Genomic DNA, 25773 nt, shown 5'->3' on the forward strand with positions numbered 1-25773 from the left:
GTCGTCGTAACACCAGGGGAGACACACGCATGGCACCCGGCCTGCCCCAGTCCATGGCCGACATGGACCGACCGCACTTCATCGGCATCGGCGGCGCCGGCATGTCGGGCATCGCGAAGATCCTGGCCCAGCGCGGCGCCAAGGTCGCGGGCAGCGACGCCCGCGAGTCCGCCACCGCCGAGGCCCTGCGCGCGCTCGGCGTCACCGTCCACATCGGGCACGACGCCGCGCACCTCGCGTCCGACGCGACCTGCGTCGTCGTCTCCTCCGCCATCCGCGCGGACAACCCCGAGCTGGCCCGCGCCGCCGAGCTGGACATCCCGGTCGTGCACCGCTCGGACGCCCTGGCGGCGCTGATGGACGGCCGCCGCCCGATCGCGGTGGCGGGTACGCACGGCAAGACGACCACGACGTCGATGCTGGCCGTCACCCTCGCCACCCTCGGCCTCGCCCCGTCGTACGCGATCGGCGGCGACCTGGACGTGCCGGGGTCGAACGCGCTGCACGGCGAGGGCGACATCTTCGTCGCCGAGGCCGACGAAAGCGACCGCAGCTTCCACAAGTACGCGCCCGAGGTCGCCATCGTCCTCAACGTGGAGCTCGACCACCACGCCAACTACGCGTCGATGGACGAGATCTACGAATCCTTCGAGATCTTCGCCGGCCGGATCGTCCCCGGCGGCACGCTGGTGATCTCGGCGGATCAGCCGGGCGCGGTGGAGCTGACCCAGCGCGTCCGGGACCTCGGACAGCTCAAGGTCGTCACGTACGGCGAGTCCGAGGGCGCCGACCTGCGCATCCACAAGATCACCGCGCGCGGCCTGACCAGCGAGGTCACCGTCCTCCTCGACGGCAAGCTGCTGACCTTCACGGTCTCGGTGCCCGGCCGTCACTACGCGAACAACGCGGTCGCCGCCCTCGCGGCGGGCATCGCGCTCGGCATCCCGTCCCGGAACCTCGCGGGCGCCCTGAAGTCGTACACCGGCGTCAAGCGCCGCCTCCAGCTCAAGGGCGAGGCGGCGGGCGTCCAGGTCATCGACTCCTACGCACACCACCCGACGGAGATGACGGCCGACCTGGAGGCGATGCGCTCCGCCGCGGGCGACTCCCGCATCCTCGTCCTCTTCCAGCCCCACCTCTTCTCCCGCACCCAGGAGCTGGGCACGGAGATGGGCCAGGCCCTCGCCCTCGCCGACTCCTCGGTGGTCCTCGACATCTACCCGGCGCGCGAGGACCCGATCCCCGGCGTCACCAGCGCCCTGATCATCGACGCCGCCCGTGAGGCGGGCGCCGAGGTCGTGGCCGCGCCGGACAAGGCGGAGGCCGTGCGGATGATCGCGGGAATGGCGAAGCCCGGTGATCTCGTTCTCACCATGGGAGCGGGCGACGTCACGGACCTCGGCCCGCAGATCCTGGCCGAGCTGTCGAAGTAAGGGGAAGCCACCCATGGCGTACGACGTCGAGAAGCCGGACGAGCAGTGGCGGGCGGAGCTGACCCCGTCGGAGTACGCGGTGCTGCGCCAGGCCGGCACGGAACCCGCCTTCGTCGGTGAGTACACGGACACCAAGACGAAGGGCGTCTACTCCTGTCGCGCCTGCGGCGCGGAGCTGTTCACCTCGTCGGAGAAGTTCGAGTCGCACTGCGGCTGGCCGAGTTTCTTCGACCCCAAGGACACGGACGCGGTCGAACTGCTCCAGGACACCTCGCACGGGATGGTCCGCACGGAGGTGCGGTGCGCCCGGTGCGGGTCGCATCTCGGGCACGTGTTCGAGGGTGAGGGGTATCCGACCCCGACGGACCAGCGGTACTGCATCAACAGCATCTCGCTCCGGCTGACGCCGGACGAGAGCTGAGCCTCTCTTCGGGAGGGGGCACGGCGGCGGGGTCTCCGTCGCCGTGCCGGATCGCCGTCAGGCGCGAAGGTCTCCCGGGTGGGGAGTCGCGGTCGCGGTCTGGGCGGGGCCCTTGGCGGCTTCCCCGGCGAGTTTAAATGCAGAGGGCATGCAGATTAGTGCTCCCACGGCTAGGGTGATAACCGGAACCGCCCGGGAACGCGGGGTCGTCACGCGTCCCGCGAAGTGCTTTCGTGCCATGCGTCGACGTTCTCCATTACTGAAGGGTAGGACGGGGCAGGAGAATTTCGCTGCCCCGCCGGGATCTTTCCGCAGCGGCGGCGCGTGGCGCAAGGCAAATGTTGAACTTTCCCATCCGCTTTTCCGGGGTTAATCCGGAACGGAGAATTCCGCCTCGACCTCGGCGAGAGCGGCCCGCGCCTGGGCCGCCTCCGCCGCCGCGCCCGAGCGCTCCGCGGCGGCCACGGCCGCGGCGAGGTGGGCGGCCGCCGAAGCCGCCCGGCCAAGGCGGTGCTCCGCCGCTCCCAGCCCGTGCAGGGCCTGGGCCTCCTCGTGGGTGGCGCCGATGGACCTGGCCAGTTCGAGGGCGCGCGTGTGCTGCTCGGCCGCCTCGCGGAAGCGGCCCGCCGAATACAGTGCGTCGCCCATTCCGTGCAGCGTTATCGACGCATTGCGCCGGTCGCCGAGGCGGCGGAACGAGGTCAATGAATCCTGGTAGAGGCTGAGCATTTCATCGAGTTCTTCCGACGCATCCATGGTGTTCGCCAGATTGACCTGTGCCATGGCGTGTTCCGCGGTCGTCCCCGATGTCGCGAGTATATTGCGGGCCTGTTGCAGAAGGTGCCGTGCGGATTCTCTCTTTCCGATGCGGAGGCTGAGATCCGACAAATTGTTGAGTACGTGTGCCTCTTCGTGGGTGTCGCCCACCGAACGGAATCTCATGAGCGCGGAGTGGAAGTGCTCGTCGGCGACCTTGAAATCGCCGAGGTAGAGGTGGGTGATGCCGAGGTTGTTCTCCGAGCGGGCGATCTGCCAGGGGTCGCCCGCGCGGGTGCGCAGCGCCAGGGCCTCCTGCTGGTCGGCGAGCGCCTCCGGCAGGCGGCCGAGGTTCCACCGCAGGACGCCCCGGGCGTGCCGCACCTCGGCCACCGTGGTGTCGTCGATGCCCCGGGCCGTGCCGAGGGCCCGCCCGAGGGCGACGAGGGCCCGGTCGTAGTGGCCGCTGCGGGACAGCGCGGCGGCCTGGTTGATCAGCGCGTACACCTCGGCCGCCGGCTCGCCCGCGGCGCGCCAGTGGGCCGCGGCCGCCAGGTGCATGTCCTGGGTGCGGGCCGAGTACCTCTCCTCGTGGAGGAAGCCCGCCAGCGAGTCGGCGAGCAGCGCCGCCTCGTGCGGCCGGCCGTTGGCCCGGCAGTGGCGCTCGGCCGCGATGAGCGCCGAGCACTCCGCCGCCAGCCAGCGCCGGGCGTCGGCCGGGCTGTGCCACACGGGTTTCCGGTGGGCGGAAGCGTGCCGGGAAAGGGTGGGGCGCGGGCGGCGCGGGGCGATCAGCCGGTCCGCCGCGTCGGATGCCTGTACGTAGAAATCGATCAGTCGGTGGAGTGCCTGTTCCCGTTCGACGGCTGCCAGTTCGGAGGACGCCAGCATGCGCGAGTATTCGCCGAGAAGATCGTGAGTCGTGTATCGCTCGGGCACCGGTTCCTGGATGAGGTGGGCGTCGAGGAGGCCTTCGAGAACACGCTCCGTACGGTCGAGCGGGAGATCCGCAAGGGCGGCCGTCGTGAATGCGTCATAATCCGGGCCGAGTTGCAGGCCGAGAATGCGGAAAACCGCTCTCTCTTCGGCGCCGAGTGTGTGGTACGAGACCTCGAATGCGCGCGCCATCTCCTGCGTACCGTCCCGGATTTCCCGCAGTCTGCCGTGGCCGTGGGTGAGCCGGTGCAGCAGATGGCCGGCCGTCCAGGAGGGGCGGGAGGCCAGGCGCCGGGCGGCGAGCTCGATCGCGAGGGGCAGGCGCCCGCAGAGCCGCACGATGGCGGTGACCTCGCGGTCCGGGGTGGCGCGGGGGTCGTCGGCCAGCTCGCGGAACAGGGCGACGGCGTCGTCCTCGGGGAGTACGTCGAGCAGGACAGGGCGGACACCGGGGAGCCCGGAGAGCCTGCGCCGGCTGGTGACGATCATCAGTGAGGGCGAAGGGCCGGGCAGCAGCGGCCGCAGGTGGTCGGGGTCGGCCACGTCGTCCAGGACGATGACGGCGCGGCGGCGGCTGAGCAGGGTGCGCCACAGGCCGCCGAGGTCGTCGAGGTCGTCGGGCAGGTCGCCGGGCGCGATGCCCAGCATCCGCAGCAGCGCCGTGAGGGCGGCCCGGGTGGAGAGGGGTTCCTGGCCGGGTGAGTGGGCGCGCAGGTCGAGGTGGAGCTGGCCGTCGGGGAAGAGCGGTTCGAGGCCGCGGGCCGCGTGCAGGGCCAGCAGCGTCTTGCCGACGCCGGCCATGCCGGAGATGGCCTGCAAGGCGATCACGGTGCCGGACGAGCGGTCCGCCGCCCTGCCCGCCGCCCGGGTGATGGCCGTCAGCTCCGCCTGCCGGCCGACGAGTTCGGCGTGTCGCGGCAGGGTGTGCGGGGTGGCGACGCGCGGTTCCTCACGGGGGAGCAGCTCACTCAGTGGGGCCCTGGTCAGGACGGCGCGGTGCAGGCGTACGAGCGCTTCGCCGGGGTCGGCGCCGAGGTGTTCGCGGAGGTGGCGGCGGACGGTCTCGTACACCTGGAGGGCGTCGGCCTGCCGGCCGCAGCCGTACGTCGCGGTCATGAGCTGGGCGGCCAGTGTCTCGTCGCCGGGGTGCCGGTCGAGGAGCGCGGCCACGTCGGGCACGAGCTCGGCGAAACGGCCCCTGCGGAGTTCGATCCCGAACCGGGTCAGGTGGGCGGCCAGCTGCTTCTGCACCAGGGTCGCGCGGACGCTCTCCGCCCAGAGGCCGCTCAGCCCGGCCAGCGGCTCGCCGTGCCAGAGGGCGGCCGCTTCCCGCAGCAGGTCGAGGGCGGCGCCGTCGTCGGCGTCGTCGGCCAGGGTGCGGGCACGGGCGGCGAGCTGCTCGAAGCGGTGGCAGTCGACCTGCTCGGGGCGGATGTCGAGCAGATATGTGTGGGCCCGCTGCACGAGCGGTCCGTCGCCGCCGGTGGCGCGGAGGCGGCGGCGGATCCGGGCGGCGTAGGTGTGCAGGCCCGCTCGTGGCTTGGCGGGCGGGGTGTCCTCCCACAGGCGGTGGATCAGGGTGTCCAGGGGGACCGGCCGGCCCGCGTCGAGGGCGAGGGCCGCGAGGACCAGGCGTTCTTTCGCGGAGCCGAGAAGATCGAGACGGCCGTCGTGTTCCAGCGCGACGTTTCCGAGGACGCGAATTCCGATCTCCACCAGTGCCTCCGTCCGCCGGTCGGCCTGTGTTCTGAATAGGCGTCAAAGAATCGCATGATGTCAATATCGTTCAAATAGTGGCGCTAGATGGTTCACTTCATTGGCTTGTTTTGACGTGAACACTCCCCAAACACTCTTCTATGCGCGGAGTTCGGTCTGACGGGAACGGCGGACGGGTAGGACGCAGGCGCGACGGGAGAGATACGGGGAAAGGGCGGGCGATGGATCCAGTGACGGCCTCGGAAGTGCGGGCCGCCCTGGCGCTGGCTGCCGCCCGGCCCGCCGTGGCCCGCGCCCTCCTGGACACCGTGCGCGCCCGGGCGGACGCCGCGACGGCCGAACTCGCCCGCGCGTGGGCGTCCCCGCGGGCCGGCGCCGACAGCGGAGAGCTGATCCGGGCCCTCGCTCTCGCCCTGGCCGAACAGGCCGCGCACCGGCCCGGACTGGCCGGGGAGCTCCGGTCCTGGCTCGGCGCCGCACTGGCCGCCACCCCGACGGACGCCGCCACCGCCCCGACGCACGTCACCAACGCCCCGACGGACGTCGCCAACACCGTAGGCGGGGACGCCCGCGTGCACGGAACGGTCGTCCAGGCCCACGGCGTCCACGGCGGAGTCCACATCCACTCCGCGGCGGCCCCCGACACGGCACGGGCGCGTGCCGTGCCCCGCCAGATCCCCGCCGTACCCGCCCACTTCACCAACCGCGAGCGGGAGCTGGCCGCGCTCGACAGGACGGCCGCGACGTCACCGGACGGGCCGGTGCTCGCGGTCATCAGCGGCCCCGCGGGCGTCGGCAAGACCACGCTGGCACGCCGCTGGCTGCTCGGCCTCACCGACGCCTTCCCTGACGGACAGTTCTACGCCGACCTGCGCGGCCACTCCGACGGCGACCCCGCGCGCCCCGGCGAACTCCTCGGGCAGCTCCTGCGGGCCGTCGGCGAGGACCGGGTCCCCGCGGACCTCGGGGAGCAGTCCGCGCTGTGGCGGTCGGCCACCGCCGGGGCGCGCATCGCCGTGCTGCTTGACAACGCGGTGAGCGCGGCCCAGGTCCGCCCCCTGCTGCCCGGCGGCGCGCTGGCGCTGACGGCGGTGACGAGCCGCGGGCGCCTGAGCGGCCTCGGCATGGACGGCGCCGCCTTCCATCCGCTGGACGTCCTCGCCACCCACGAGGCGGTGGAGCTGCTCCGGCGCCGGATCGGCGCGGACCGCGTCTCCCGCGAGCCCGAGGCCGCGCTGTCCGTCGCCCGGGCCTGCGCGGGACTGCCCCTCGCCGTGTGTGTCGCGGCGGCACGCGTGGCGGCCCGGCCCCGGCAGCCGCTGGCCGCGATGGCGGGAGCGCTGGACGGCAGGCAAGGCGGCGCCCTCGACGCGCTGCGCGTGGAAGGGGAGTACGCGGTGCGCGGCGCCCTCGACACGTCGTACCGCCTCCTGCCGCCCGAACAGGCCCGCGGCTACCGCACGCTGGGCCTCGCCCCCGTGCCGCTGCTCAGCGCCGAGGTCGCGGCGGCGGCCTGCGCCCTGCGCGTCGACGAGGCGGACCACCTCCTCGACGAGCTGGCCGAGGTGAACCTCCTGGAGGACCTCGGCCCCGACCCGCGCACCGGCGCCGGACGGTACCGCTTCCACGACCTGGTGAGGACCCACGCGGGCCAGCTGGCCGCCGACCACGACGAGCCCGCCGATGCGGACGCGGCGGTGCGGCGCGTCGTCGACTTCTACCTGTACGCCGCGACCGGGGCCGAATCCCTCCTGACCCCCAGCCACCGCATCCTGCCCCGCCGCTACGCACAATGCCCGGCGCAGCCACCGCCGTTCACTGACCCGCCCGGCGCCCTGCGCTGGCTCGACGCCGAACGCACCCACCTCATGGCGGCGCTGCGCACCGCGGCGGAGCGCGGCTGGGACGACACGGCCTGGATGCTCGCCGACGCCATGTTCCCGCTCTTCCTGCGTTTGCGGCCGTACGACCTGTGGATCGAGGCCCACGAGATCGGCCTCGCGGCGGCCCGCCGCGCCGGCGACAGGGCGGCCGAGAGCCAGATGCTCACCTCCGGCGGCACCGGCCTGCGCAACGCGGGCCGGCACGACGAAGCGGTGGCCTGGTTCGGCCGGGCGCTGGAGGTGGCGCGGGAGAGGCTGGCCGTACTGGAGGGTGCCCGGACACCGGGCGCGGACCCCGCGCGCCAGGACGCGTGGACGGCCGCCCGGCGGGCCGAGGCCCAGGCTCTGCACGGCCTCGGGCAGTCGCACCGGCTGGCCGGACGGCTCGCCGAGGCCACCCGGTACTTCCGGCTCGCTCTGCCGTTGCGCGAGGAGATCGGCTACCGGCGCGGTGCCGCCCTGACCAGGATCTGCCTGGGAGACGTGGCACTGGCCGACGGGCGCCCCCAGGAGGCGCTGCCCCAGCTGGCCGCCGCGCGGGCGGAGTTGCTGGCCGAGGACGATCCGTACGACGCCGCCCGCGCCCTGGCCTTCCTCGGGCAGGCCGCCCTGCGGTGCGCGGGCGACGACGCGTCCGCCGTCGAGTCGGCCGAGGCCCAACTGTCGCAGGCAGTTGGCGAGTTCGAGGCGACGGGCTCCGTGCACTGGCAGGCGCGCGCACTGGAGATGCTCGGTGAGGCGGCCGAGGAGCGAGGAGAACCGGAGCGGGCCAGGCACTGGTACGAGCAGTCCCTGGCCCGCTACGCATCCGTCAGCGCTCCTGACGTGCGGAGGGTGCGGGAGCGGCTGCAAGGTCCCGGCTCGGGGTGATGAGTTCCGCGTACCACTCGCACAGCAGCCGCGTGACCTCACGGTGTGTCATGGGCGGTGTATGCAGGCGGATTACGGGTGGGCGGAACGGGCGGCGGGCGTGACGGCTCCAGCCGCCCTCCGTCCGGCACACCACCACCAGCGCGCACCCCGGGTAGCGCCGCAGGGCGCGCGAGGCCAGTGCCGCCGCCGCCCGGCACGGACGCGGACGGCTCGCGTACAGCACGTCGGCGCACTGCCGCCACGTCTCGCCCGTACGGCAGCGGCAGCAGCGCCCGCGGCAGCAACCACAGCTGTCCCGGCAATCCAGGCAGACGACCACCGGACCGTCCGGTGCGTCCGGGTCGTAGGGGTCGGTGAGCGCGGTCACGACGGGAGCTCGCCGGGCGGCGCCGGGACCGGCAGCGGCGGGAGCGACGCCTCGTAGGCGGGCTCGCCGAGCCCGAGGAGCCGGTACATCAACTTCCGTGTGTTGCGGGCGAACCGGCCCGGCTCGGACGAGATGCGCCGCCCGATCCGCGCGTACTCCGCGGCGGGGTACTCGGCCCGCGCGTAGGCGAGCTGCTCGCCGAGCGGGTGCGCGGGCGAGAGGGCGGGCGCGACCCGGGCGAGTTCGGCCGCGGGTGAGTCGGGGTTGACGTCCGCGGCGGGGAAGCGGGCCAGCAGGACGGCCGCGCGGGTGAGCGTGGCGTACAGCGTGACGGAGCCGTGGTCGCCGATCACCCAGTCGGCGGCGATCAGCGGCACGCGCCAGTCGGTGTCCGGCGGCAGGACGACGATGCCCCGGCGCCGGGCGGCGGCCAGCCAGGACCGCACCTGCCAGTCGCCGTGCCCCGACCAGACGTTGGGGTGCACCAGGACCGCGACCAGGTGGCGGGCGGGGTCGAGCTCGGTGAGGAGCCGGGGCAGCAGGGCGTCCAGGCGGTTGAACGACGACCCGAGGCCCCAGGTCGAGGAGACGAGGACCAGGCGCTGTCCGCGGCGCAGCCCCAGTGCCGCCCGGTACCGCCTGCGCAGCGGCAGGCTCGCCACCAGCCGGTCGTGGCAGGCGTCCCCCACGACCTCGCTGACGGGCAGGGCCTCCGGGCAGGTGCGGGCGAGGGTTTCCAGCTCCTCGCGGTGGGCGAGCGCCAGCGCCCTCGGCACCACCTTCCCGTGCCGCGTCAGATACTGCCGCCCCAGCTCGCCGACGGTCCGGGGCGCGCCCGGGTCGCGGTCGTCCGTGAGGCGGGAGAGCTTGATGTGTCCCGCGCCGTGCGGCAACCGCAGCAGCGGGCCCCGCAGCCGGTGGACGTCCTGGGAGCCGGCCGCGAGGACGAGGTCGAACTCCGTGCGCAGCGCCGCCTCCCACGGCAGCACCGTGCCGCCCAGGGCGCGCAGCACGCGCTCCGCCCCCGCGTTGAAGGCGTGGGGCGCGATCGTGAAGTGGGTCTGGATCCGCAGGTCCGACTCCAGGAGCGGGAGCAGGTCCCGCAGCCGGCCGCCGTACACCTCGGTGTGCACGACGAACAGGACGCGCTTGCAGTCGGTCAGGGTGAGCCACTGCGTGTCGTGCCCGGATCCGGGGCGGACCCCGGATCCGGGTAACGGCTTCGTCGCGATGGCTCTGCTCTCAACCGTCATGGTGCCCCCCGGTGTGGTGTTCTCCTGATGGACAGGACGCTTCGGGTCGGGGGTGCCCCGGAGCGCGGGCGGAAAGCTTGCGCGACGCTTGCGGGATCCTTGCAGACAGGGGCGGTCAGGGCCTCAGAACGTCAGCTTCCAGCTGTTGATGTAGCCCGTGTCCTGCGCGGCGACGTCCTGGACGCGCAGTTTCCACGCGCCGTTGGCCGGCTCGCTGGACGCGTCGACCGTGTACGTCGCGATGACGTTGTCCGCCGAGTCGTTGCCGCTGGAGTTCTTCAGGCGGTACGCCGTCCCGTCGGGTGCGAGCAGGTCGACGACCACGTCGCCGCGCCAGGTGTGCCGGATGTCGACGTCGACCTTGAGCGTGGCGGGGGCGTTGCCGGTGCGGCCGGTCACGTCCACCGTGGACGTCACCGCGGGTCCGTTGTCCGGGACGGCGACGTCCGTGGTGTTCTCGTACGCGTCACCGGGCGGGACCGTCGTGCCGGCGCCGAGTGCCCAGACCGCGTGGGCGATGGCGTCGCTGTTGCGGTCCAGGGCGGTGTCGCTGATGTTCGACGTGGTGTCGCAGGACGAGTGGTAGCAGCGGTCGAAGGCCTGGCCCGCCGTGCCGCCCCACTTCTGCGCCTGCGCGCTGGACTTGGCGCGTTCGGCGCCGGTGAAGAGACCGCCGACCGGGATGCCGACGTTCTTGAACGGGGCGTGGTCGGAGCGGCCGTCGCCGTCGGTCTCGATCTCCGTGGGGACGTTCAGGCCCGCGTAGAAGTCCTTGAACGTCTTCTCGATCGTGGGGTCGTCGTCGTAGACGAAGTAGCCCGGGTTCGGCGAACCGATCATGTCGAAGTTCAGATAGCCGCTGACCTTCGAACGGTCCGTGGCGGGCAGGTTGTTGACGTAGTACCGCGAGCCGACCATGCCCAGCTCCTCGGCGCCCCACCAGGCGAACCGCAGGTGCTTCGCCGGTTTGAGCTGCGCGCGGGAGACGGCGAGCGCGGTCTCCAGGACGCCGGCCGAGCCGGAGCCGTTGTCGTTGACGCCGGGGCCCGACGAGACGCTGTCGAGGTGCGCGCCCGCCATCAGGACCTGGTTCGCGTCGCCGCCCGGCCAGTCGGCGATCAGGTTGTAGCCGGTGCCGCCGCTTGCGGTGAACTGCTGGATGCGGGTGGTGAATCCGGCCGCGTCCAGCTTCGCCTTCACGTAGTCGAGGGAGGCCTTGTAGCCGGGGCGTCCGTGGGCGCGGTTGCCGCCGTTGGCCGAGGCTATGGACTGGAACTGGGAGAGGTGCGCCTTGACGTTGGCGAGCGGTATGTCGGGCGCCGCGAGCGTGGGCGAAGGGGCCGCGGGGGCGGCGACGGCGGGGGCGGCGGTGGCGAGCAGGCCGCCGATGGCCAGGGCGGCGGCACCGACGGCCGCACGTCTGAAGAGGTTCATGTGGGGCTCCGTATTCCGAACAGCGAGAGGGACGGAACGTGCGAGGCGCCCTGCGACGCGGGTGCCGCGGGGCGCCTTTGGAGCTGTGCGTTGCCTGATGTTGAGGGTGGGACGACCTACCGTCAAGAGCGGAAACCGGTCACATTACGGTCAGCCGCGTTCGGATACCGGACAGCTCGCCTTCGTCGGCCGGAGCCGTCAGAAGAACACCCCGCACCTCAGCAGTACATTCGCGTACGGCCGCGCCTCACCGGTGCGGACCACCAGGCGAGCCGCGGCCGAGCGAAGCTTGAGTTCCTCGTGCGGGACGAGGTCGAGCGCCGGCAGGCACTCCCGCAGCAGCCGCGCCGCCGCCGGATTCGCCGCCCGCACCTCGTCCGCCGCCGTCCCGCCCTCCACCACCAGCTCGTCGAGGAGCCCGTCGAGGACCTCCGCGAACGACGGCACCCCGGCGCGAAAGGCCAGGTCCACCACGCGCGGGCCCGCCGGGATCGGCATGCCCGCGTCGCAGACGAGCACGGTGTCACCGTGGCCCAACTCGGCCAGCGCGCCCGCGAGATGACGGTTCAGGATGCCCGACCTCTTCACGGGGACGGGACCTCCTCCTCCGGAACGGTCTCGGCGAGCTCCGCCGCCGTCGGGTAGGAGTCCTGCGCACCCTTGCGCGTGACCGCCGCCGAACCCACCCGCACCGCGTACGCGGCCGCCGTCGGCAGATCCTCACCGAGGCCGAGGCGCCAGCCGAGCGCCGCCGTGAAGGCGTCGCCCGCGCCGGTCGTGTCCACCGCGTCGACCTTCGGGCTCGGCACCCGCACGGGGCTTTCGGCGGAGCCCTCCGCCGTGAGCGCGCCCTCGGCGCCCAGAGTGATCACGACCGAGCGGGGGCCGAGCGCGAGCAGCCCGCGCGCCCATTCCTCGGGCGAGTCGCCCGCGTCGTCGCCGAGGATGACGCGGGCCTCGTGCTCGTTCACCACCAGCGGGTCGCAGGCCGCGAGGACCTCGTCGGGCAGCGGGGCGGGCGGCGACGGGTTGAGGACGAAGCGGGAGCCGGGGCGCAGGGCGCGCACCACCTCGGCGACCGTCTCCAGCGGGATCTCCAGCTGGCTGGAGACCACCCGCGCCGCGGACACCAGGCTGCCCGCCGCGCGGATGTCCTCGGGGGTGAGGCGGCCGTTGGCGCCGGGGGAGACCACGATGCTGTTGTCGCCCGACGGGTCGACCGTGATCAGCGCGACGCCGGTGGGCGCGCCGCCGACCAGGACGCCGACGGTGTCCACGCCGGCCGCCCGCTGCGCGTCCAGGAGGAGCGTGCCGTGGGCGTCGTCGCCGACCCGGGCGAGCAGGGCGGTGCGGGCGCCGAGGCGGGCCGCGGCGACCGCCTGGTTGCCGCCCTTGCCGCCGGGGTGCACGGCCAGGTCGGAGCCGAGGACCGTCTCACCGGGCGCGGGGCGGCGCTCCACGCCGATCACCAGATCGGCGTTGGCGGAGCCCACGACCAGCAGCTCGTAGTCGTCGTTCATGGGTGCTTGTTCCTGCTTTCGTACGATGAGGTGCAGATCTGACGGTACTCGGTGCGGCCGCCGGTGCGTGGTCGGCGGCCGTCGGTCAGGAGAAGTCCTTCACGTTCCTCGCCGTGACGACCTTCACCGGAACCTTCACCGTCCCCCGCACCTTCTTGCCCTGCGAGGCCCGCACCGCGTTGCGCACCGCGATCTTCCCGAGCTCCTTGGGCTGCTGCGCCACGGACGCGTACAGCGTGCCCGCCTCGACCGCCTTGAGCCCGTCCGGCGTGCCGTCGAAGCCGACGACGGGGACGGACTTGCCCGCCTTGTCGCCGAGCGCCTTGACCGCGCCGAGCGCCATCTCGTCGTTCTCGGCGAAGACGCCGCTCACGCCCTTGTTGGACTGCATGAGGTTCGTCATGACGTCCAGGCCCTTGGTGCGATCGAAGTCCGCGGGCTGCTTGGCGACGACGTCGATGCCGGGGTACGCCTTGATGCCCTCGGCGAAGCCCTGCCCGCGCTCGCGGCTGGCGGAGGTTCCGGGCGTGCCCTGGAGGACGACGACCTTGCCCTTGCCGCCCAGCTTCTCGGCGAGCGTCTTCGCCGCGAGCCTGCCGCCCGCGACGTTGTCGGAGGCGACCAGCGTCGCGGTCTTGGCCTTGTTCACGCCGCGGTCGGCCGCGACCACCGGGATGTCCTGCTTGTTGGCGCCGCGCACGGCGGGGCCCGCAGCGTCGGAGTCCACCGGGTTGACGATGATCGACTTCACGCCCTCGCCGGTGAAGTTCTGCAACTGGTTGGTCTGCTGGGAGGCGTCGTTCTGCGCGTCGGTGACCGTCAGGTCGACGCCCGCCTTCTCGGCCTCGGCCTGCGCGCCCTCCTTCATCTGGACGAAGAAGGGGTTGTTGAGGGTGGAGAGCGACATGCCGATCTTCGTGCTCGTGCCCGAGGAGCCCGAATTGAAGAGGGAGACCGCGCCGACGACGGCGGCCACGACCACGGCGGCGACCGCGTACTTCACCGCCTGCGGCCCCTTGCCCCGTACCCCTCCGGACGCACCCGACGAGGCGCCCGGCGTCGCCCCGGCCCGCCGCCGCAGCGTGTCCAGGAGGACCGCCAGCGCGATGACGACACCGATCACGACCTGCTGCCAGAAGGCCGACACGGAGAGGAGGTTGAGGCCGTTGCGCAGCACCGCGAGGATCAGCGCGCCGATGAGCGTCCCGGACGCCTTGCCGACGCCGCCCGCGAGACTCGCGCCGCCGATGACGACGGCGGCGATGGCGTCGAGCTCGTAACCCTGCGCGGCCTGCGGCTGCGCGGAGACGAGGCGGGACGCGAGGACGATGCCCGCGACGGCCGCGAACAGGCCGGAGAGCGCGTAGATGACGAGCTTCTGCCGCTTGACGCGCAGGCCGGACAGGCGGGCCGCCTCTTCGTTGCCGCCGATCGCGTACATGGAGCGGCCGATGAACGTACGCCCGAGGACGACGGCCGTCACGAGCCCCATCACGACCATCACGATCACCGGGACCGGCAGCCGGCCGCCCACCGTGTCCCCGAGGTGCGAGACCGAGTCGGGGAACGCGATCGGGCTGCCCTGCGAGATCACCAGGGAGAGGCCGCGGGCCACCGACAGCATCGCGAGCGTCGCGATGAACGGCGGGAGTTTCCCGTACGAGACGAGCAGGCCGTTGACGAAGCCGCAGGCCATGCCGGTCGCCACGGCGAAGACCACCGCGAGCCAGACCGGCAGCCCCTCCGAGGTCGCCGTCCAGGCGAGGACGGTGGCCGACAGCGCGGCCACCGAGCCGACCGACAGGTCGATGCCCGCCGAGACGATCACGAACGTGACGCCGAACGCGAGGATCGCGGTCACCGCGGCCTGCACGCCCACGTTCAGCAGGTTCTGGGTGGTGAGGAAGTCGCCGGACAGCAGCGACATCGCCACGACCAGGACGATCAGTGCGCTCAGCGCGCCGTTGTCGAGCAGGACACGGCGGAGCGAGGCCGCGCCACCCGTGTCGCGCTTCAGGGTTTCAGTGGCCACGGGAGCCCTCCGCTTCTTCTTCGTTCCGTACCGCCGGGGCGGTGACGGCGAGCGCCATCACCGCGTCCTGGGTGGCCTCTTCGGCCGTGAGCTCACCCGCGACCCGGCCCTGCGCCATGACGAGGACCCGGTCGCTCATGCCGAGCACCTCGGGCAGATCGCTGGAGATCATCAGCACCGCGTGCCCGGCGGCCGTGAGTTCGTTGATGAGCTGGTAGATCTCGACCTTCGCGCCGACGTCGATGCCGCGCGTCGGCTCGTCGAGGATGAGCACCTTGATGTCGGCGAGCAGCCACTTGCCGATGACGACCTTCTGCTGGTTGCCGCCGGACAGCGTGCGGACGTGCTGGCCGAGCCCGGCCATGCGCACCCCCAGCTGCTCGGCGATCCGCGCGGCCGCCCGCTGCTGCCCCTTGAGGTCCACGAGCCCGGTGCGCGTCGCCGAGCGCAGCGTCACCAGACCGAGGTTCTCCCGCACCGACGCGTCGAGGAGCAGCCCCTGCCCCTTGCGGTCCTCGGGGACCAGGCCGACGCCCGCGCCCATCGCCGCGTTCACGTCGTGCCGGGGCAGCCGCTCGCCGCACACGTCGACGGTCCCCGCGTCGTACGGATCGGCGCCGAACACGGCCCGTGCCACCTCGGTGCGGCCCGCGCCCACCAGACCCGCGAGGCCGACGACCTCACCGGCCCGCACCTCGAAGCCGACGTCGTGGAAGACGCCGTCCCGGGTGAGACCCTCCACGCGCAGCAACGGCTCGCCCCGGTCCGGGCGTTCGCGCGGATACTGCTGCTCGATGCTGCGGCCCACCATGAGGCGTACGAGCTCGTCCTCGTCGGTCGACGCGGGCACCTGGTCGACGCTGCGGCCGTCGCGCAGGACGGTGACGCGGTCGCCGAGCGCCGCGATCTCCTCCAGGTGGTGGGTGATGAAGACGATGCCGACACCGTCCTCGCGCAGCGTGCGCACGATCCGGAAGAGCTTGTCGACCTCCTCGGAGGTGAGGACGGCGGTCGGCTCGTCCATGATGAGCACCCGCGCGTCCAGGCTCAGCGCCTTGGCGATCTCGACCATCTGGAGCCGGGCGATGCCCAGTTCGCGCACCTTGGCGCGCGGCGACACCTGCACACCGACCCGCCGCAGCAGCTCCTCGGCGTCGGACTCCATCTTCTTCCGGTCGACGAGGCCGAAGCGGCGCGGCTGCCGCCCGAGGAAGATGTTCTCGGCGACGGTCAGGTCGGGGACGAGGTTGAACTCCTGGTAGATGGTGGCGATGCCGAGCCGTTCGGCGTCCTGCGCGCCGTTGATGCGCACCTCGCGCCCCTCGACGAAGACGCGTCCGCTGTCGGGCCGGTAGGCGCCGGAGAGCATCTTGATGAGGGTGCTCTTGCCCGCGCCGTTCTCGCCGAGCAGGACGTGCACCTCGCCGCGGCGCAGATCGAAGTCGACGGAGTCCAGGGCGACGACGCCGGGGAACGTCTTGCGGATGCCTTCGATGCGCAGCAACTCGCTCTGGTCACTCACGGGTTGCTCCTTCGGATTCGTACGGAAGTGTCCTCACCGGCAGCGGCCTCCGCGCCGGTGGCCTCACCGCAGGACCGGCGGACGACGAGGCGGGCGGGCAGGGTCACGGACTGCGGGCTCCTGCCCTCGATCCGGTCGACCAGCGCGCGCACGGCGGCCCGGCCGAGGTCGGCGGTCGGCTGGGCGATCGCGGTGACCGGCGGGTCGGTGTGCACGAACCACGGGATGTCGTCGAAGGCCGCTAGCCCGATGTCGTGCGGGACCCGCAGGCCGTGCGCGCGGATCGCGTCGAGGGCGCCGAGCGCCATCAGGTTGTCGGCAGCGAAGACGACGTCGGGCGGCTCGGGCAGGGCGAGGAAGCGCTCGGTGGCACGCCGCCCGCTGTCGGCCTGGAAGTCGCCCTGCCCGATGTACGCGTCGGGCAGCGCGGTGCCGTGCTCGCGCAGCGCGTCCCGGAAGGCCTCGACGCGCTCGCTGCCGGTGGTGGTGGCGGCCGGGCCCGCGATGATGGCGAGCCTGCGGTGGCCGAGCCCGTGCAGGTGGGCGACGAGGTCGCGGACGGCCTGCCGCCCGTCGGAGCGGACGACGGGCACGTCGGCGCCCACGCCGGGGATCCACCGGTCCACGAAGACCATCGGGGTGCCGGCCCGCACCGCGTCGAGCATCAGCGGCGAGCCGCCGTCGGTGGGCGACACGAGCAGCCCGTCGATGCGCCGGTCGAGCAGGGTCCGCACGTGGTGGTCCTGGAGCTCGGGCCGTTCGTCGGCGTTGCCGATGATCACGCTGTAGCCGAGCGCGCGGGCGGCCTCCTCGACGGACCGGGCCAGCTCGGTGAAGTACGGGTTGAGCACGTCGCTGATGACAAGCCCGAGGGTGCTGGTCTGGTCGGTGCGCAGGGACCGGGCGACGGCGTTCGGCCGGTATCCGAGCGCCTCGACGGCGGCGACCACCCGGGCGCGGGACGCGGGGCTGACGGAGGGGTGACTGTTCAGGACGCGCGACACGGTGGCGACGGACACGCCGGCCTCGGCCGCGACGTCCTTGATGCTCACCGAACTCGGGGTCATCGTCGGTCCACCTCCTTGTGGAATCGATTACACGGAGGATTGGAAACGATTACACGAGGCCGTGACAAGGGGCTGGAGGGCGGCGAGACCTGATCGTGATGGTTGCCGGGGGTGTGCCTGCGTACCGCAGAGGTTTACGCGGACTTGCACCGCTGGGTTGACGTACGCCCGACGAGGCGTCCGTAGAGTCCTGCCCAGTCGAATCGACGGCTCGTCGGCGGTCTGCCGTGCCGGGCCGTCGACGAGTCCATGAACCGGGGGAATCAGTCATGCGCGTTTCCAGGCCACGCATATGTGCCACCACGTTCGCCACCACACTCGCCGTCGCGGCGGCCGTGCTCACGCCCGTCGTCACCGCGGCGCCCGCCCACGCCACCGCTCCGTGCGGCAAGACGGCCCCCGACCGGGACAACAGCACCTGGCGCGCCACCGCCAACGGAGCCAACATGCGCTCGGGCTCCAGCACGGGGTGCCGGTCCAACGGCCTGGCCGCGCGCGGCGACAAGCTGGACTACCACTGCTACACCTGGGGCCCCTGGATCGGCGACACACGGACCGCGTGGACGTACGCGCGCAACACCCGTACGGGCGTCCAGGGCTGGCTGCGTACGGACACCATGAGTGACTTCGGCAGCAACGTGCACTGCGGCTTCTGACGCGGCGGCCGCGGCGCGGGGCGAGGCCGGGCGCTGTGGTTCAGGCCCGCCGGAACGGCACCGTGAGCCACGGGCTGTCCGGGTCCGTCGTCAGGGCGCGGTGGGCGCGCAGCACGTCCGTGTACCAGGAGCCGAACGACTCCTCGTCGAAGTGGAGGCAGCGGCCCAGGACGTAGCCCGCGGAGAACGTCTCCCAGGAGGGGTACGCGGCGCGCGCGGCGTCCGAGGCCCGTTCCAGGGCCCTGATCAGCTCCGCGTGGGTGGCGTACCGGGCGCCGCGGCCCCAGCGCGCCATCTTCGAGGCGCGGCCGACGTCCCAGGCCGCGACGGTGGCGACGTGCCCGTCGGGCGGCAGGAGTCCGTCGGCGCGGAAGCGGGCCTCGTAGCGGAGCACCTTGCCGACCAGGCCGCGCAAGTGCGCGACGAACTGGTCCAGTTCGGCGTCCTCGCCGGGGCGGTGCGGTTCCTCGGGGCCGCCGGTCTCCACCACGCGGTGGCGCAGCGCCGCCTCCACCCCGTCGCGCCAGAGCTCCGGGTCGACGCGGGGCCCGTGCCGCCGGATCAGGGCGGTGCGGGCGTCGAGGACGAAGTCCCAGTACCAGGGGCTGACGTCACGGGTGAGCAGCCGCTCCTGGAGGGACAGCCAGTCGTCGCGGTCGTGGACGCCCCACCACTCCGCCAGCCGGTCGAGTTCGTTGTGGTACCCCGCGCCGTGCCAGTCGACGGTGTTCCACGCGTCGCCGTTGGTGAAGCAGAGGTGCGCGCCGCACGCGAGGCCGTGCAGGAGTGCGCTGCCGGGCTCGGGCGTCCTCGTGCGGCGGGTGTCGATGCGGTTGGCGAGGCCGTCGGAGCGGTGGTGCCTGTCGTGCAGGTCCGACCAGACGTCCCGCTCGTCGTCGGTGGTCGGATAGAACTGCTGGCACGGCGTCGCCGCGTTCACGACGAGGAAGTCGACATCGTCCGGGCAGCCGGCGGCGAGCGAGTCCAGCGTGACGTACTCGTAGACGACCGCGGGGTGCGGGCGGGGCAGCACACCCGCCGTGTACACCTGCGCGACCTTCCTGCCGTCCGGCAGGTCGACGGTGAGCAACGGGCTCTCGGTGGCGCCCCGTTCCGTGCCGGTGGCCGACACCGGGCGGTACAGGCCCTCGACGGCTATCGCCCGCAAGTAGCCGTACGCGTCGTCCTCCTGGCACAACTCGTACAGGTGCTGCTCCAGATCGGCGGGCGCCTGCCAGAGGCTGCCGTCCTCCGGTGCGGGGAAGTCGGGGAAGACCTCGTCGTGGAGCTCGTCGTCGTGCATGGGCGTGCTTCTCCGCTCGGCGCTGCGCTGGTTCTGCGATCTTGAACCTTACGCGGGCGCCGCCAGACGCAGCGACTTCAGGCCGTTGATGAAGTGCGAGACCAGCCGGCGCGGCGGTGCCGCGAGCCGCAGGGACGGCAGGGTGCGCGCCAACTCCTCGTAGAACACGCGCAGTTGCAGCCGCGCGAAGTGCGCGCCCAGACAGACGTGCGGGCCGTCACCGAAGGCCACGTGCGGGTTGGGCGCGCGCGACAGGTCCAGGCGGTGCGGGTCGGTGAAGACGCGCTCGTCGTGGTGGGCGGACGCGTGGAAGACGACGACCTTGTCCCCGGCCGCGATGCGCGTGCCCGCCAGCTCGGTGTCGCGGGCCGCCGTCCGCCGGAAGCTCAGCACCGGCGGGTGCCTGCGCAGCAGTTCGTCCACGGCGGTGGCGGTGGCGACCGTGCCGGCCCGCAGACGCGCGTACTCGCCGGGGCTCTCTGCGAGCGCCAGGAGACCGCCGGGCGCCGCGCTGCGCACGGTGTCGTTGCCCGCGACGGTGAGGAGGAAGAAGAACATCTCCAGCTCGGCAGCGGTGAGTTCGGGGTCGTGGGCGAGCGTCGTCAGCACGTCGTCGCCGGGGTGTGCGCGCTTGTGCGCTGCCAGCGTCCCGGCGTACGCGAACATGTCGCGCAGCATCGCGGGCGAGCGGGGATTGACCGGCTCGCCGTCCGGGCCGGGCACGGGCGGCGCCGCCTCGTCCGGGTCCTGGTAGCCGATGACGCGCTGGGTCCAGCGCAGCAGCAGGCCGCGGTCGGACGCCGGGACGCCGAGCAGGTCGGCGAGGTTGAGCAGGGCGAACTCGTCGGTGACGGCGGTGACGACGTCGAAGGTGCCGTCACCGGCGCGGGCCTCGGCGACGGCGGCCGCGAGGAGCGTCCCGGCCCGCTCGCGCACCCGCGCCTCGAAGCGCTCGACGCGGCGCGGGGTGAACGCGCGGCTGACCAGCCGCCGCAGCCGCCCGTGGTCGCCCGGGCCCGCGCCGCCCGGCGCGGCGGGATCCTGGTTGAGCATCATGCGCCGGATGAACGGCAGGTCGTCCGGGGCCGGGTCGCGGATCTGGGTGGCGCCCAGATACGAGGAGTACGTCGCCGGGTCCTTCAGGACGCGTACCACGTCCGCGTGCCGGGTGACCGCCCAGAACCCCGGGCCCGCGGGCCAGCCGAGCACCGCGGGCTCCGCCTGCCGGGCCACGGGATGGTGGTCGCGCAGGATGCGGTAGCGGTCGTGGGGGACACCTTCCGCGTACAGGCGGGGGTCGAAGACGTCGGGCACGGGCGGCGTCGTCGCGGGAGCGTCGCGCACGCTCACGCGCCGACGCCGTCGGCGCTGCTGCCGTCGCCGCCGCCCCGGGAGCCGCCCAGGCCCGCGCTACCGCCCGCACCGGCGTCGTAGTCCGCGCCGGTGTCGCCCTCCGCGCGCAGGAAGTCCTCCACCGTGCGGATCAGTTCGAGGGGCACCTCGTCCATCGCGTAGTGCCCGGCGCCCGGCAGCTCCGCGAGCTCGCCGTGCGGGTACGAGCGCAGCCACGTGCGGCGCATGAGCTCCGCCGACAGGGCGGGGTCGAGCGCCCCGGTGACGGCGAGCGCGGCCACGGGTGAACCCTCGACCTCGCTGTGGAAGTCGTCGTTCGCCCACGAGTCCAGCCAGGCGCGGAACGCCTTCGCGTCGCTGACCTCCAGGGAGCGCCGCACCATCCGGTCGAGCCAGGCCCGCGGACGTACGCCACCCGTGGTGATGTCGAGGATGGCGCGGCGGTGCTCCGGGGTGTGCGCGGCGGAGGCGAACAACTCCCACTGCTCGGGTGGGAGTTGCAGCCCGTGCGCGGGCACGGGCGACACCCCGACGAGGCGGCGCACCCGGTGCGGGGCCGCGGCCAGGACGCGCTGGGCGACGCTGCCGCCCATGGAGTGCCCGATCAGCGAGAACCGCTCCCAGCCGAGCCCGTCGGCCAGGTCGAGGACATCGGCGGCGCCCTCGCTCGTGGTGTACGCGCCGACGGCGTCCTTCGCCTCACCGTACCCGCGCAGATCCACCACCGCGTACTGGAACGCCGCGCCGTCCAGGTCCGCGAGCACCGGCCCGTACGCCGAGCGGTCGGCGAACCAGCCGTGGACCGCGATCACCTTGTGCGGGCCTTCGCCGAGCAGGGTGTGGGGGAGCAGGAAAGGAGGCACAGCGACTCCGATCGCCGGGGAGGTCCCGGGCGGCACCGGTCGGTGCGGGACCGTGACCACGGTGTCCCCAACCGCGATGCCGCGCAAGGGCACGCGCCGGGTGCGCCGGTGTTCGAGCGGGCGCGAGGAGCCCGTCCGTGGGGCGGGGGTGAACTTGGCGGACGGCCTGCGGGCCGGTGCCGCGGTTGGTCAGAATGTGGCATGGCCATCCGTCGCCTCAGCTACCGGCTCGGTCACGAGCCGGACACCGGAACCCTCCTCCTGGTCCCCGCGGACCCCGACGGGCGTGGGCTGCGACCGCACGCGGAGGCGCGGGACACGTCGTACGCGTCTTCGGGCGGGGACGCCCAGGAGGACAGGCACGACGACGCGAGCGCGTTGCGTGCCGTCGTCACGCGCGTCATGGGCGCCGGGACCGAGCTGAGCTACAGCCTGCTCCCGGACGGCGGCCGGCTGCTGTGCGCCGCGCTCCCCGGCCGCCGCGTGGAAGCGCTGCACCTGAGCGCCGACACCCCCGGGCCCGGGCCCGTGTGGCCGATCGACACCTGGCGCTCCGCGGGCTGGGAGACGGACGCCGGCGACACCCTCGGCGCCGGGTTCGTCGAGTCCGAACTGCCCGTTCCCGAGGCGCACTTCGACCGGGAGCTGCTCGTCGCCTTCGCCCGTGAGCGCGCCGACCGCGTCGCGCCCTTCCTCACCGACGTGCGCCGGCTCTTCGAGGACCCCGCAGGACGGCAGATCGTCCTCGTGGAGGAGGACTCCGAGACCGTCGCCCGCTGGATCGCGCTGGCCTGCGCGTCACTGCCCGAGGAGTACGTCGCCGCGCTCACGTTCACCACCTGGACCACCGACCCGCGCCGGGCCCCGCAGCAGATCATCGGCACCGGACCCGACACGGCGTTCGACCGCTCCGACGACGCCACGGTCACCTACCTCTACCGCGTGCACGACGGCACGGGCGGACCGCAGAGCCCGCCCGCCGAACCCGACGCCTGGGCCCGCCTGACCGCCGAGCGCTGGCTCGCGGGCAACCCGCCGCGCCCCGCCCCCGGAGCGGCCGCACGGCCGGAGGGCCCCTTCGCGCTCATCCCGCTGATCTCCGGAGGGAACGCCGCGGCGACGGGCGCCGACGGGACGGACACCTCCTGCGGCACCCTCTCCGGCGCCGAACTCGCCGGGCTCGGCGGCGACTCGCTGCGCGCCGTCATCGACGCCCTCACTCAGAGCGTGACCAGGGGAGAGGCCGGCCCCCGCACCCTCGACGAACTCGACAGGCTCTGCCGGGGACTCGACGGCGACCACGCCCTCGCCGCCCGGCCCCTCGCCCTCGCCCTCGTCAGACACCGCCTCGACGCGTCCCGCGGCCGCGGCACCCTGCCCGATCTGGCCGCCTTCGAAGGGCTGCCGCTCGGCCAGGAGGCCTGGCGGGAACTGCGCGAGGCGTACGGCGACCGCGCCGACGACGCCCTGCGCGCCAGGCTCCGCGACCCCATCTCCACCTGGACGGAGCCGCTGCGGCTCGCCCTCGCCGTGGGGGCCGACGGCGGCGCCGGACTCGCCAGGGCCATGGAGCGCCTCGCCGACGCCCTGCTCCACCCCGAGCGGCGCGACTGCGCACAGGCCGTCCAGGTCCTGACCGAACTCGACAGCGTCGCCTTCACCCGCCGCGTGCTGCGGCTGCTCATCGCCGACTTCACCGAGCGCAAACTGGACCGCCTGCGGGCCCTCGCCGACTCCCCCCAGGGCGACTGGCTGCGGCGCAACATCGACGACGCGCCGCTCACCGTCCGCCTCGCCGCGGCCGCCGCCCACTGGAGCGGCCCTCCGGACCGGCTGCGCGGCGCCGAACTCTTCGAGCGGCTCACCGAACTCCTCGCGGGGCAGCGGGTCGAGGACATCAGGACCCTGCGCCTGCTCTGGCGCATCGTGTGGCGCAACGACCCGCCGGACCGCGCCGAACAGCCCCGGGTGGCCCGCGTCTGCACCCCCCGGCTGATCATCGAGGCGGACCTCGGCCGCCGCGTCATGGGCTGGCTCAAGGAACCCGACCGCTGCGACCTCGAACTGGTGGAGTTCGCGCGGGAGATGCGCCACGACGGCAAGCTGGGCGCCCAGGACCGCGACACCGCCGACCTGCTCGTGACCGCCCAGGACCTCGCCGACGGGCGGCTCGCCGTGACCAGGAGCTCTGTCGGACGCCTGCGCGAGCTCGGCCGGAAGGTGCCGCCGCTCGGCACGGTCCTGCGGCAGGGGGTCGACGAGCGGGTGGGCCGCGCCCTCGCCGGCGCCAACCCGCTCGACGTGTGCGAGCACGGACTGACGATCCTCGTCGCCGCCGGGCCCGACCTGCTGCGGTCCTACCGCGCGCACTTCCTCGACGAGCGGAACCGCGACCGTCTCGTACGCGAACTGCCCGGCAGGCCCGCGGAGTTGGCGGCGTACTACCACCTCTGGCGGCCCCGGCGGCGGCACGGCGTCAGCGCGGACTGGCGCGAGGTCGCCGCCGAACTGCTCGACCGGGCCCTCGCACCCGTCCTCGCGCACCTCGACCACCACCACCTCGGGCAGGTGGCCACCGTCCTCCAGCGGGAGGGGCAGGACGTACAGGAATGGACGGCATGGCGTCACCGGGTCGCCCAGAAGCAGAGCTGACCCTCGCCGGCGGCAGAGCTGACCGTCGCTCGAGAAACAGAGCCGATCGATCGAGTACCGACACCCCACGAAAGGACCAGTGTGAGCGACACCAGCGAGACCGTCGTCGACAACTTCCCCGGCGGCAGCATGGCGAGCCGCCCCGTGCACTTCATCTGGATGCTCGACTGCTCGGGCTCCATGGGGGTGAACGGCAAGATCGGCGAGCTGAACTTCGCCATCCGTGAGGCCATCCCCGAAATGCAGCAGGCCGCCCAGTCCAACCCCGCCGCGTCCCTCCTCGTCCGCGCCATCACCTTCGCCAGCGGCGCCAGCTGGCACGTCGGTGACGCCACCCCCGTCGACCGCTTCACCTGGGAGGACGTGCACATCTACGGCGGCACGGACATGGGCGCCGCGTTCAAGCTGGCGGCCGGCGCGCTCCAGACCCCGCCGATGCCCCAGCGCGCCCTGCCACCCGTGCTCGCGCTCGCCTCCGACGGGCAGCCCACCGACGACTGGCGCGCCGGGCTGCGCGCCATCGACGCCACACCGTGGGGCAAGCGGGCCGTCCGCGTCGCGGTGGCCATCGGTGACGACGCCGACAAGAGCATGCTCAAGGAGTTCCTCGGCAACCCCGAGCTGGAGCCCCTCCAGGCGAAGAACCCGCGCCAGCTCGCCGCCGCCATCCGCTGGATGTCCACCGCGGTCGTCAAGGACGCCTCCACCCCCAAGGTCGACGACGGCGCGAAGCCCGCGACGCCACTCGACGTGCCGTCGATGACCAAGGGCGAAGACGACATCTGGTGACCGGAGCGGAGACGACGACCGAGCCGGGGACGGGGCCGGGCCCGGGGCCCGCGGCGGCCGGGCCCTGGGCGCTGCTCAGCGGCGCGGTCAAGGGAGTGGCGAAGAAGTACAGCCAGGACCGCGGCGCCGCCCTGCCCGTGGCCGGGGGCCGCGCGGCCGTCCTCGCGGTCGCCGACGGGCACGGCAGCGCCGCGCACTTCCGCAGCGACCTCGGCGCCTCCTGGGCGGTCGAGGAGTTCACCCGGTGCGCGGAGCCCTTCGCGCGCGAGGCCGCACGCGTCGGCGGTGACGCGGCGGGGTGGCCCGCGCTGCGCGAGGAGGCGAGGCGGCTGCCGCAGCAGGTCGGGCACCGCTGGCGCGAGCGCGCCGCCCTGTACGACAGCAACTCGCCCGCCCACGGCGCGCGGCCGCTCGCGGCGAGGGCCCTGGCCGGCCGCGGCGAGCGACCGCGGACCCCGGACCTCGCCGTGTACGGCAGCACCCTCATCGGTGCCGTACTGACCGAACACACCTTGTTCTGCTGGCAGTTGGGCGATGGTGACATCGTGCTCGTCGACGACCGCGGTGTCCCGCACACCCCGCTCTCCACCGGACCCGACATGGGCGACGAGACCGACTCGCTCTGCGAGCCGGAGCCCTGGCGCAAGATGCGGTCGCACTGGCAGCCCTTCACGGGCGGCGCGCCGCCGTGCGTGCTGCTCTCCACCGACGGGCTCTCCAAGAGCTTCGCCGACCACCAGGGGTTCCTGGACTTCGCCACCGGCCTCGGCGACCGCGCCGCCGGCCAGGGCGTGGCGGCGGTGCAGGCCCAGCTCCCGGCCTGGCTCGGGCGGGCCGCCAAGTACTCCGGGGACGACACGACCCTCGTGGGCGCCATAGCGGTGCCCCCACAGCGCACCGACGAACCGCAAGGGCAGCAGCCTTGAAGGCAGCGGCACCTTCGG

At 73.3% G+C, this 25773-nt stretch carries 18 protein-coding genes; 7 read left to right on the forward strand and 11 right to left on the reverse strand.

What is annotated here, in order from left to right:
• Positions 1–29: 29 nt before the first annotated feature.
• A complete protein-coding gene (murC, locus tag ACZ4Z4_RS10445; RefSeq protein ID WP_468324976.1) occupies positions 30–1433 on the forward strand; it encodes a UDP-N-acetylmuramate--L-alanine ligase in 1404 nt (467 codons plus the stop codon).
• A gap of 13 nt (positions 1434–1446) precedes the next feature.
• Complete coding sequence (gene msrB / locus ACZ4Z4_RS10450) at positions 1447–1854, forward strand: peptide-methionine (R)-S-oxide reductase MsrB (protein ID WP_468324979.1); 408 nt, start codon at positions 1447–1449, stop codon at positions 1852–1854.
• Positions 1855–2223: 369 nt separating this feature from the next.
• Here msrB and ACZ4Z4_RS10455 read toward each other — a convergent pair whose 3' ends face one another.
• On the reverse strand, positions 2224–5262 hold the full coding sequence (locus ACZ4Z4_RS10455; RefSeq protein ID WP_468324982.1) for an AfsR/SARP family transcriptional regulator: 3039 nt from the start codon (positions 5260–5262) through the stop codon (positions 2224–2226).
• A 221-nt stretch (positions 5263–5483) separates the two neighbouring features.
• Between ACZ4Z4_RS10455 and ACZ4Z4_RS10460 the strand changes: the two genes are divergently transcribed.
• Positions 5484–8015 carry a tetratricopeptide repeat protein gene (locus tag ACZ4Z4_RS10460; protein ID WP_468324985.1) on the forward strand — a complete coding sequence of 844 codons (2532 nt, stop codon included), beginning with the start codon at positions 5484–5486 and terminating at the stop codon, positions 8013–8015.
• A 366-nt stretch (positions 8016–8381) separates the two neighbouring features.
• Here the strand turns inward: ACZ4Z4_RS10460 and ACZ4Z4_RS10465 are convergent, their stop codons facing one another.
• The 7 genes from ACZ4Z4_RS10465 to ACZ4Z4_RS10495 all read right to left on the reverse strand — a co-directional run bounded on the left by ACZ4Z4_RS10465 (position 8382) and on the right by ACZ4Z4_RS10495 (position 17213).
• Positions 8382–9638: a hypothetical protein gene (locus tag ACZ4Z4_RS10465; protein WP_468324988.1), complete on the reverse strand. Its 1257-nt coding sequence runs from the start codon at positions 9636–9638 to the stop codon at positions 8382–8384.
• A gap of 123 nt (positions 9639–9761) precedes the next feature.
• Entirely contained in the window at positions 9762–11072 is a 1311-nt protein-coding gene (locus ACZ4Z4_RS10470) for a M28 family metallopeptidase (RefSeq protein WP_468324990.1), read from the reverse strand.
• A 198-nt stretch (positions 11073–11270) separates the two neighbouring features.
• Positions 11271–11660 carry a D-ribose pyranase gene (rbsD, locus tag ACZ4Z4_RS10475; RefSeq protein ID WP_468324993.1) on the reverse strand — a complete coding sequence of 130 codons (390 nt, stop codon included), beginning with the start codon at positions 11658–11660 and terminating at the stop codon, positions 11271–11273.
• Positions 11657–12592, reverse strand: coding sequence for a ribokinase (locus tag ACZ4Z4_RS10480; protein WP_468324996.1), 936 nt, complete (start codon positions 12590–12592; stop codon positions 11657–11659). Before ACZ4Z4_RS10480 ends, rbsD begins: the two co-directional genes overlap by 4 nt.
• 85 nt (positions 12593–12677) lie before the next feature.
• Complete coding sequence (locus tag ACZ4Z4_RS10485; protein WP_468324999.1) at positions 12678–14624, reverse strand: ABC transporter permease/substrate-binding protein; 1947 nt, start codon at positions 14622–14624, stop codon at positions 12678–12680.
• Entirely contained in the window at positions 14614–16146 is a 1533-nt protein-coding gene (locus ACZ4Z4_RS10490) for a sugar ABC transporter ATP-binding protein (protein WP_468325001.1), read from the reverse strand. The genes ACZ4Z4_RS10485 and ACZ4Z4_RS10490 overlap by 11 nt, the downstream gene beginning before the upstream one ends.
• Positions 16143–17213, reverse strand: a complete 1071-nt coding sequence (locus tag ACZ4Z4_RS10495; protein ID WP_468325004.1) for a LacI family DNA-binding transcriptional regulator — start codon at positions 17211–17213, stop codon at positions 16143–16145. The genes ACZ4Z4_RS10490 and ACZ4Z4_RS10495 overlap by 4 nt, the downstream gene beginning before the upstream one ends.
• A 269-nt stretch (positions 17214–17482) precedes the next feature.
• Here ACZ4Z4_RS10495 and ACZ4Z4_RS10500 point away from each other — a divergent pair, with 269 nt between their 5' ends.
• Positions 17483–17869, forward strand: coding sequence for an SH3 domain-containing protein (locus ACZ4Z4_RS10500; RefSeq protein ID WP_468325006.1), 387 nt, complete (start codon positions 17483–17485; stop codon positions 17867–17869).
• Positions 17870–17909: 40 nt separating this feature from the next.
• Here ACZ4Z4_RS10500 and ACZ4Z4_RS10505 read toward each other — a convergent pair whose 3' ends face one another.
• The 3 genes from ACZ4Z4_RS10505 to ACZ4Z4_RS10515 are packed head-to-tail and all read right to left on the reverse strand — an operon-like array spanning position 17910 to position 21388.
• A complete protein-coding gene (locus ACZ4Z4_RS10505; protein WP_468325009.1) occupies positions 17910–19172 on the reverse strand; it encodes a DUF1266 domain-containing protein in 1263 nt (420 codons plus the stop codon).
• 48 nt (positions 19173–19220) lie between these two features.
• The gene (locus tag ACZ4Z4_RS10510) at positions 19221–20522 is read right to left on the reverse strand and encodes a cytochrome P450 (protein WP_468325011.1); all 1302 of its coding nucleotides are present in this window, start codon (positions 20520–20522) and stop codon (positions 19221–19223) included.
• Complete coding sequence (locus tag ACZ4Z4_RS10515; RefSeq protein ID WP_468325013.1) at positions 20519–21388, reverse strand: alpha/beta fold hydrolase; 870 nt, start codon at positions 21386–21388, stop codon at positions 20519–20521. The genes ACZ4Z4_RS10510 and ACZ4Z4_RS10515 overlap by 4 nt, the downstream gene beginning before the upstream one ends.
• Positions 21389–21589: 201 nt before the next feature.
• Between ACZ4Z4_RS10515 and ACZ4Z4_RS10520 the strand changes: the two genes are divergently transcribed.
• The 3 genes from ACZ4Z4_RS10520 to ACZ4Z4_RS10530 all read left to right on the forward strand — a co-directional run bounded on the left by ACZ4Z4_RS10520 (position 21590) and on the right by ACZ4Z4_RS10530 (position 25755).
• Positions 21590–24040 carry a GTPase-associated protein 1-related protein gene (locus ACZ4Z4_RS10520; protein WP_468325015.1) on the forward strand — a complete coding sequence of 817 codons (2451 nt, stop codon included), beginning with the start codon at positions 21590–21592 and terminating at the stop codon, positions 24038–24040.
• A gap of 129 nt (positions 24041–24169) precedes the next feature.
• On the forward strand, positions 24170–24829 hold the full coding sequence (locus ACZ4Z4_RS10525; protein WP_468325760.1) for a vWA domain-containing protein: 660 nt from the start codon (positions 24170–24172) through the stop codon (positions 24827–24829).
• A complete protein-coding gene (locus ACZ4Z4_RS10530; protein WP_468325018.1) occupies positions 24826–25755 on the forward strand; it encodes a protein phosphatase 2C domain-containing protein in 930 nt (309 codons plus the stop codon). Before ACZ4Z4_RS10525 ends, ACZ4Z4_RS10530 begins: the two co-directional genes overlap by 4 nt.
• The last annotated feature ends 18 nt before the right edge of the window (positions 25756–25773 follow it).

This window comes from Streptomyces sp. NPDC030245 (assembly GCF_055572995.1).

Coding starts and splice junctions, on each gene's coding strand:
- murC (WP_468324976.1), top strand. CDS start 30: ATGGCACCCGGCCTGCCCCAGTCCATGGCCGACATGGACCGACCGCAC.
- msrB (WP_468324979.1), top strand. CDS start 1,447: ATGGCGTACGACGTCGAGAAGCCGGACGAGCAGTGGCGGGCGGAGCTG.
- ACZ4Z4_RS10460 (WP_468324985.1), top strand. CDS start 5,484: ATGGATCCAGTGACGGCCTCGGAAGTGCGGGCCGCCCTGGCGCTGGCT.
- ACZ4Z4_RS10465 (WP_468324988.1), bottom strand. CDS start 9,638: ATGACGGTTGAGAGCAGAGCCATCGCGACGAAGCCGTTACCCGGATCC.
- ACZ4Z4_RS10470 (WP_468324990.1), bottom strand. CDS start 11,072: ATGAACCTCTTCAGACGTGCGGCCGTCGGTGCCGCCGCCCTGGCCATC.
- ACZ4Z4_RS10480 (WP_468324996.1), bottom strand. CDS start 12,592: ATGAACGACGACTACGAGCTGCTGGTCGTGGGCTCCGCCAACGCCGAT.
- ACZ4Z4_RS10495 (WP_468325004.1), bottom strand. CDS start 17,213: ATGACCCCGAGTTCGGTGAGCATCAAGGACGTCGCGGCCGAGGCCGGC.
- ACZ4Z4_RS10500 (WP_468325006.1), top strand. CDS start 17,483: ATGCGCGTTTCCAGGCCACGCATATGTGCCACCACGTTCGCCACCACA.
- ACZ4Z4_RS10505 (WP_468325009.1), bottom strand. CDS start 19,172: ATGCACGACGACGAGCTCCACGACGAGGTCTTCCCCGACTTCCCCGCA.
- ACZ4Z4_RS10520 (WP_468325015.1), top strand. CDS start 21,590: ATGGCCATCCGTCGCCTCAGCTACCGGCTCGGTCACGAGCCGGACACC.
- ACZ4Z4_RS10525 (WP_468325760.1), top strand. CDS start 24,170: ATGGCGAGCCGCCCCGTGCACTTCATCTGGATGCTCGACTGCTCGGGC.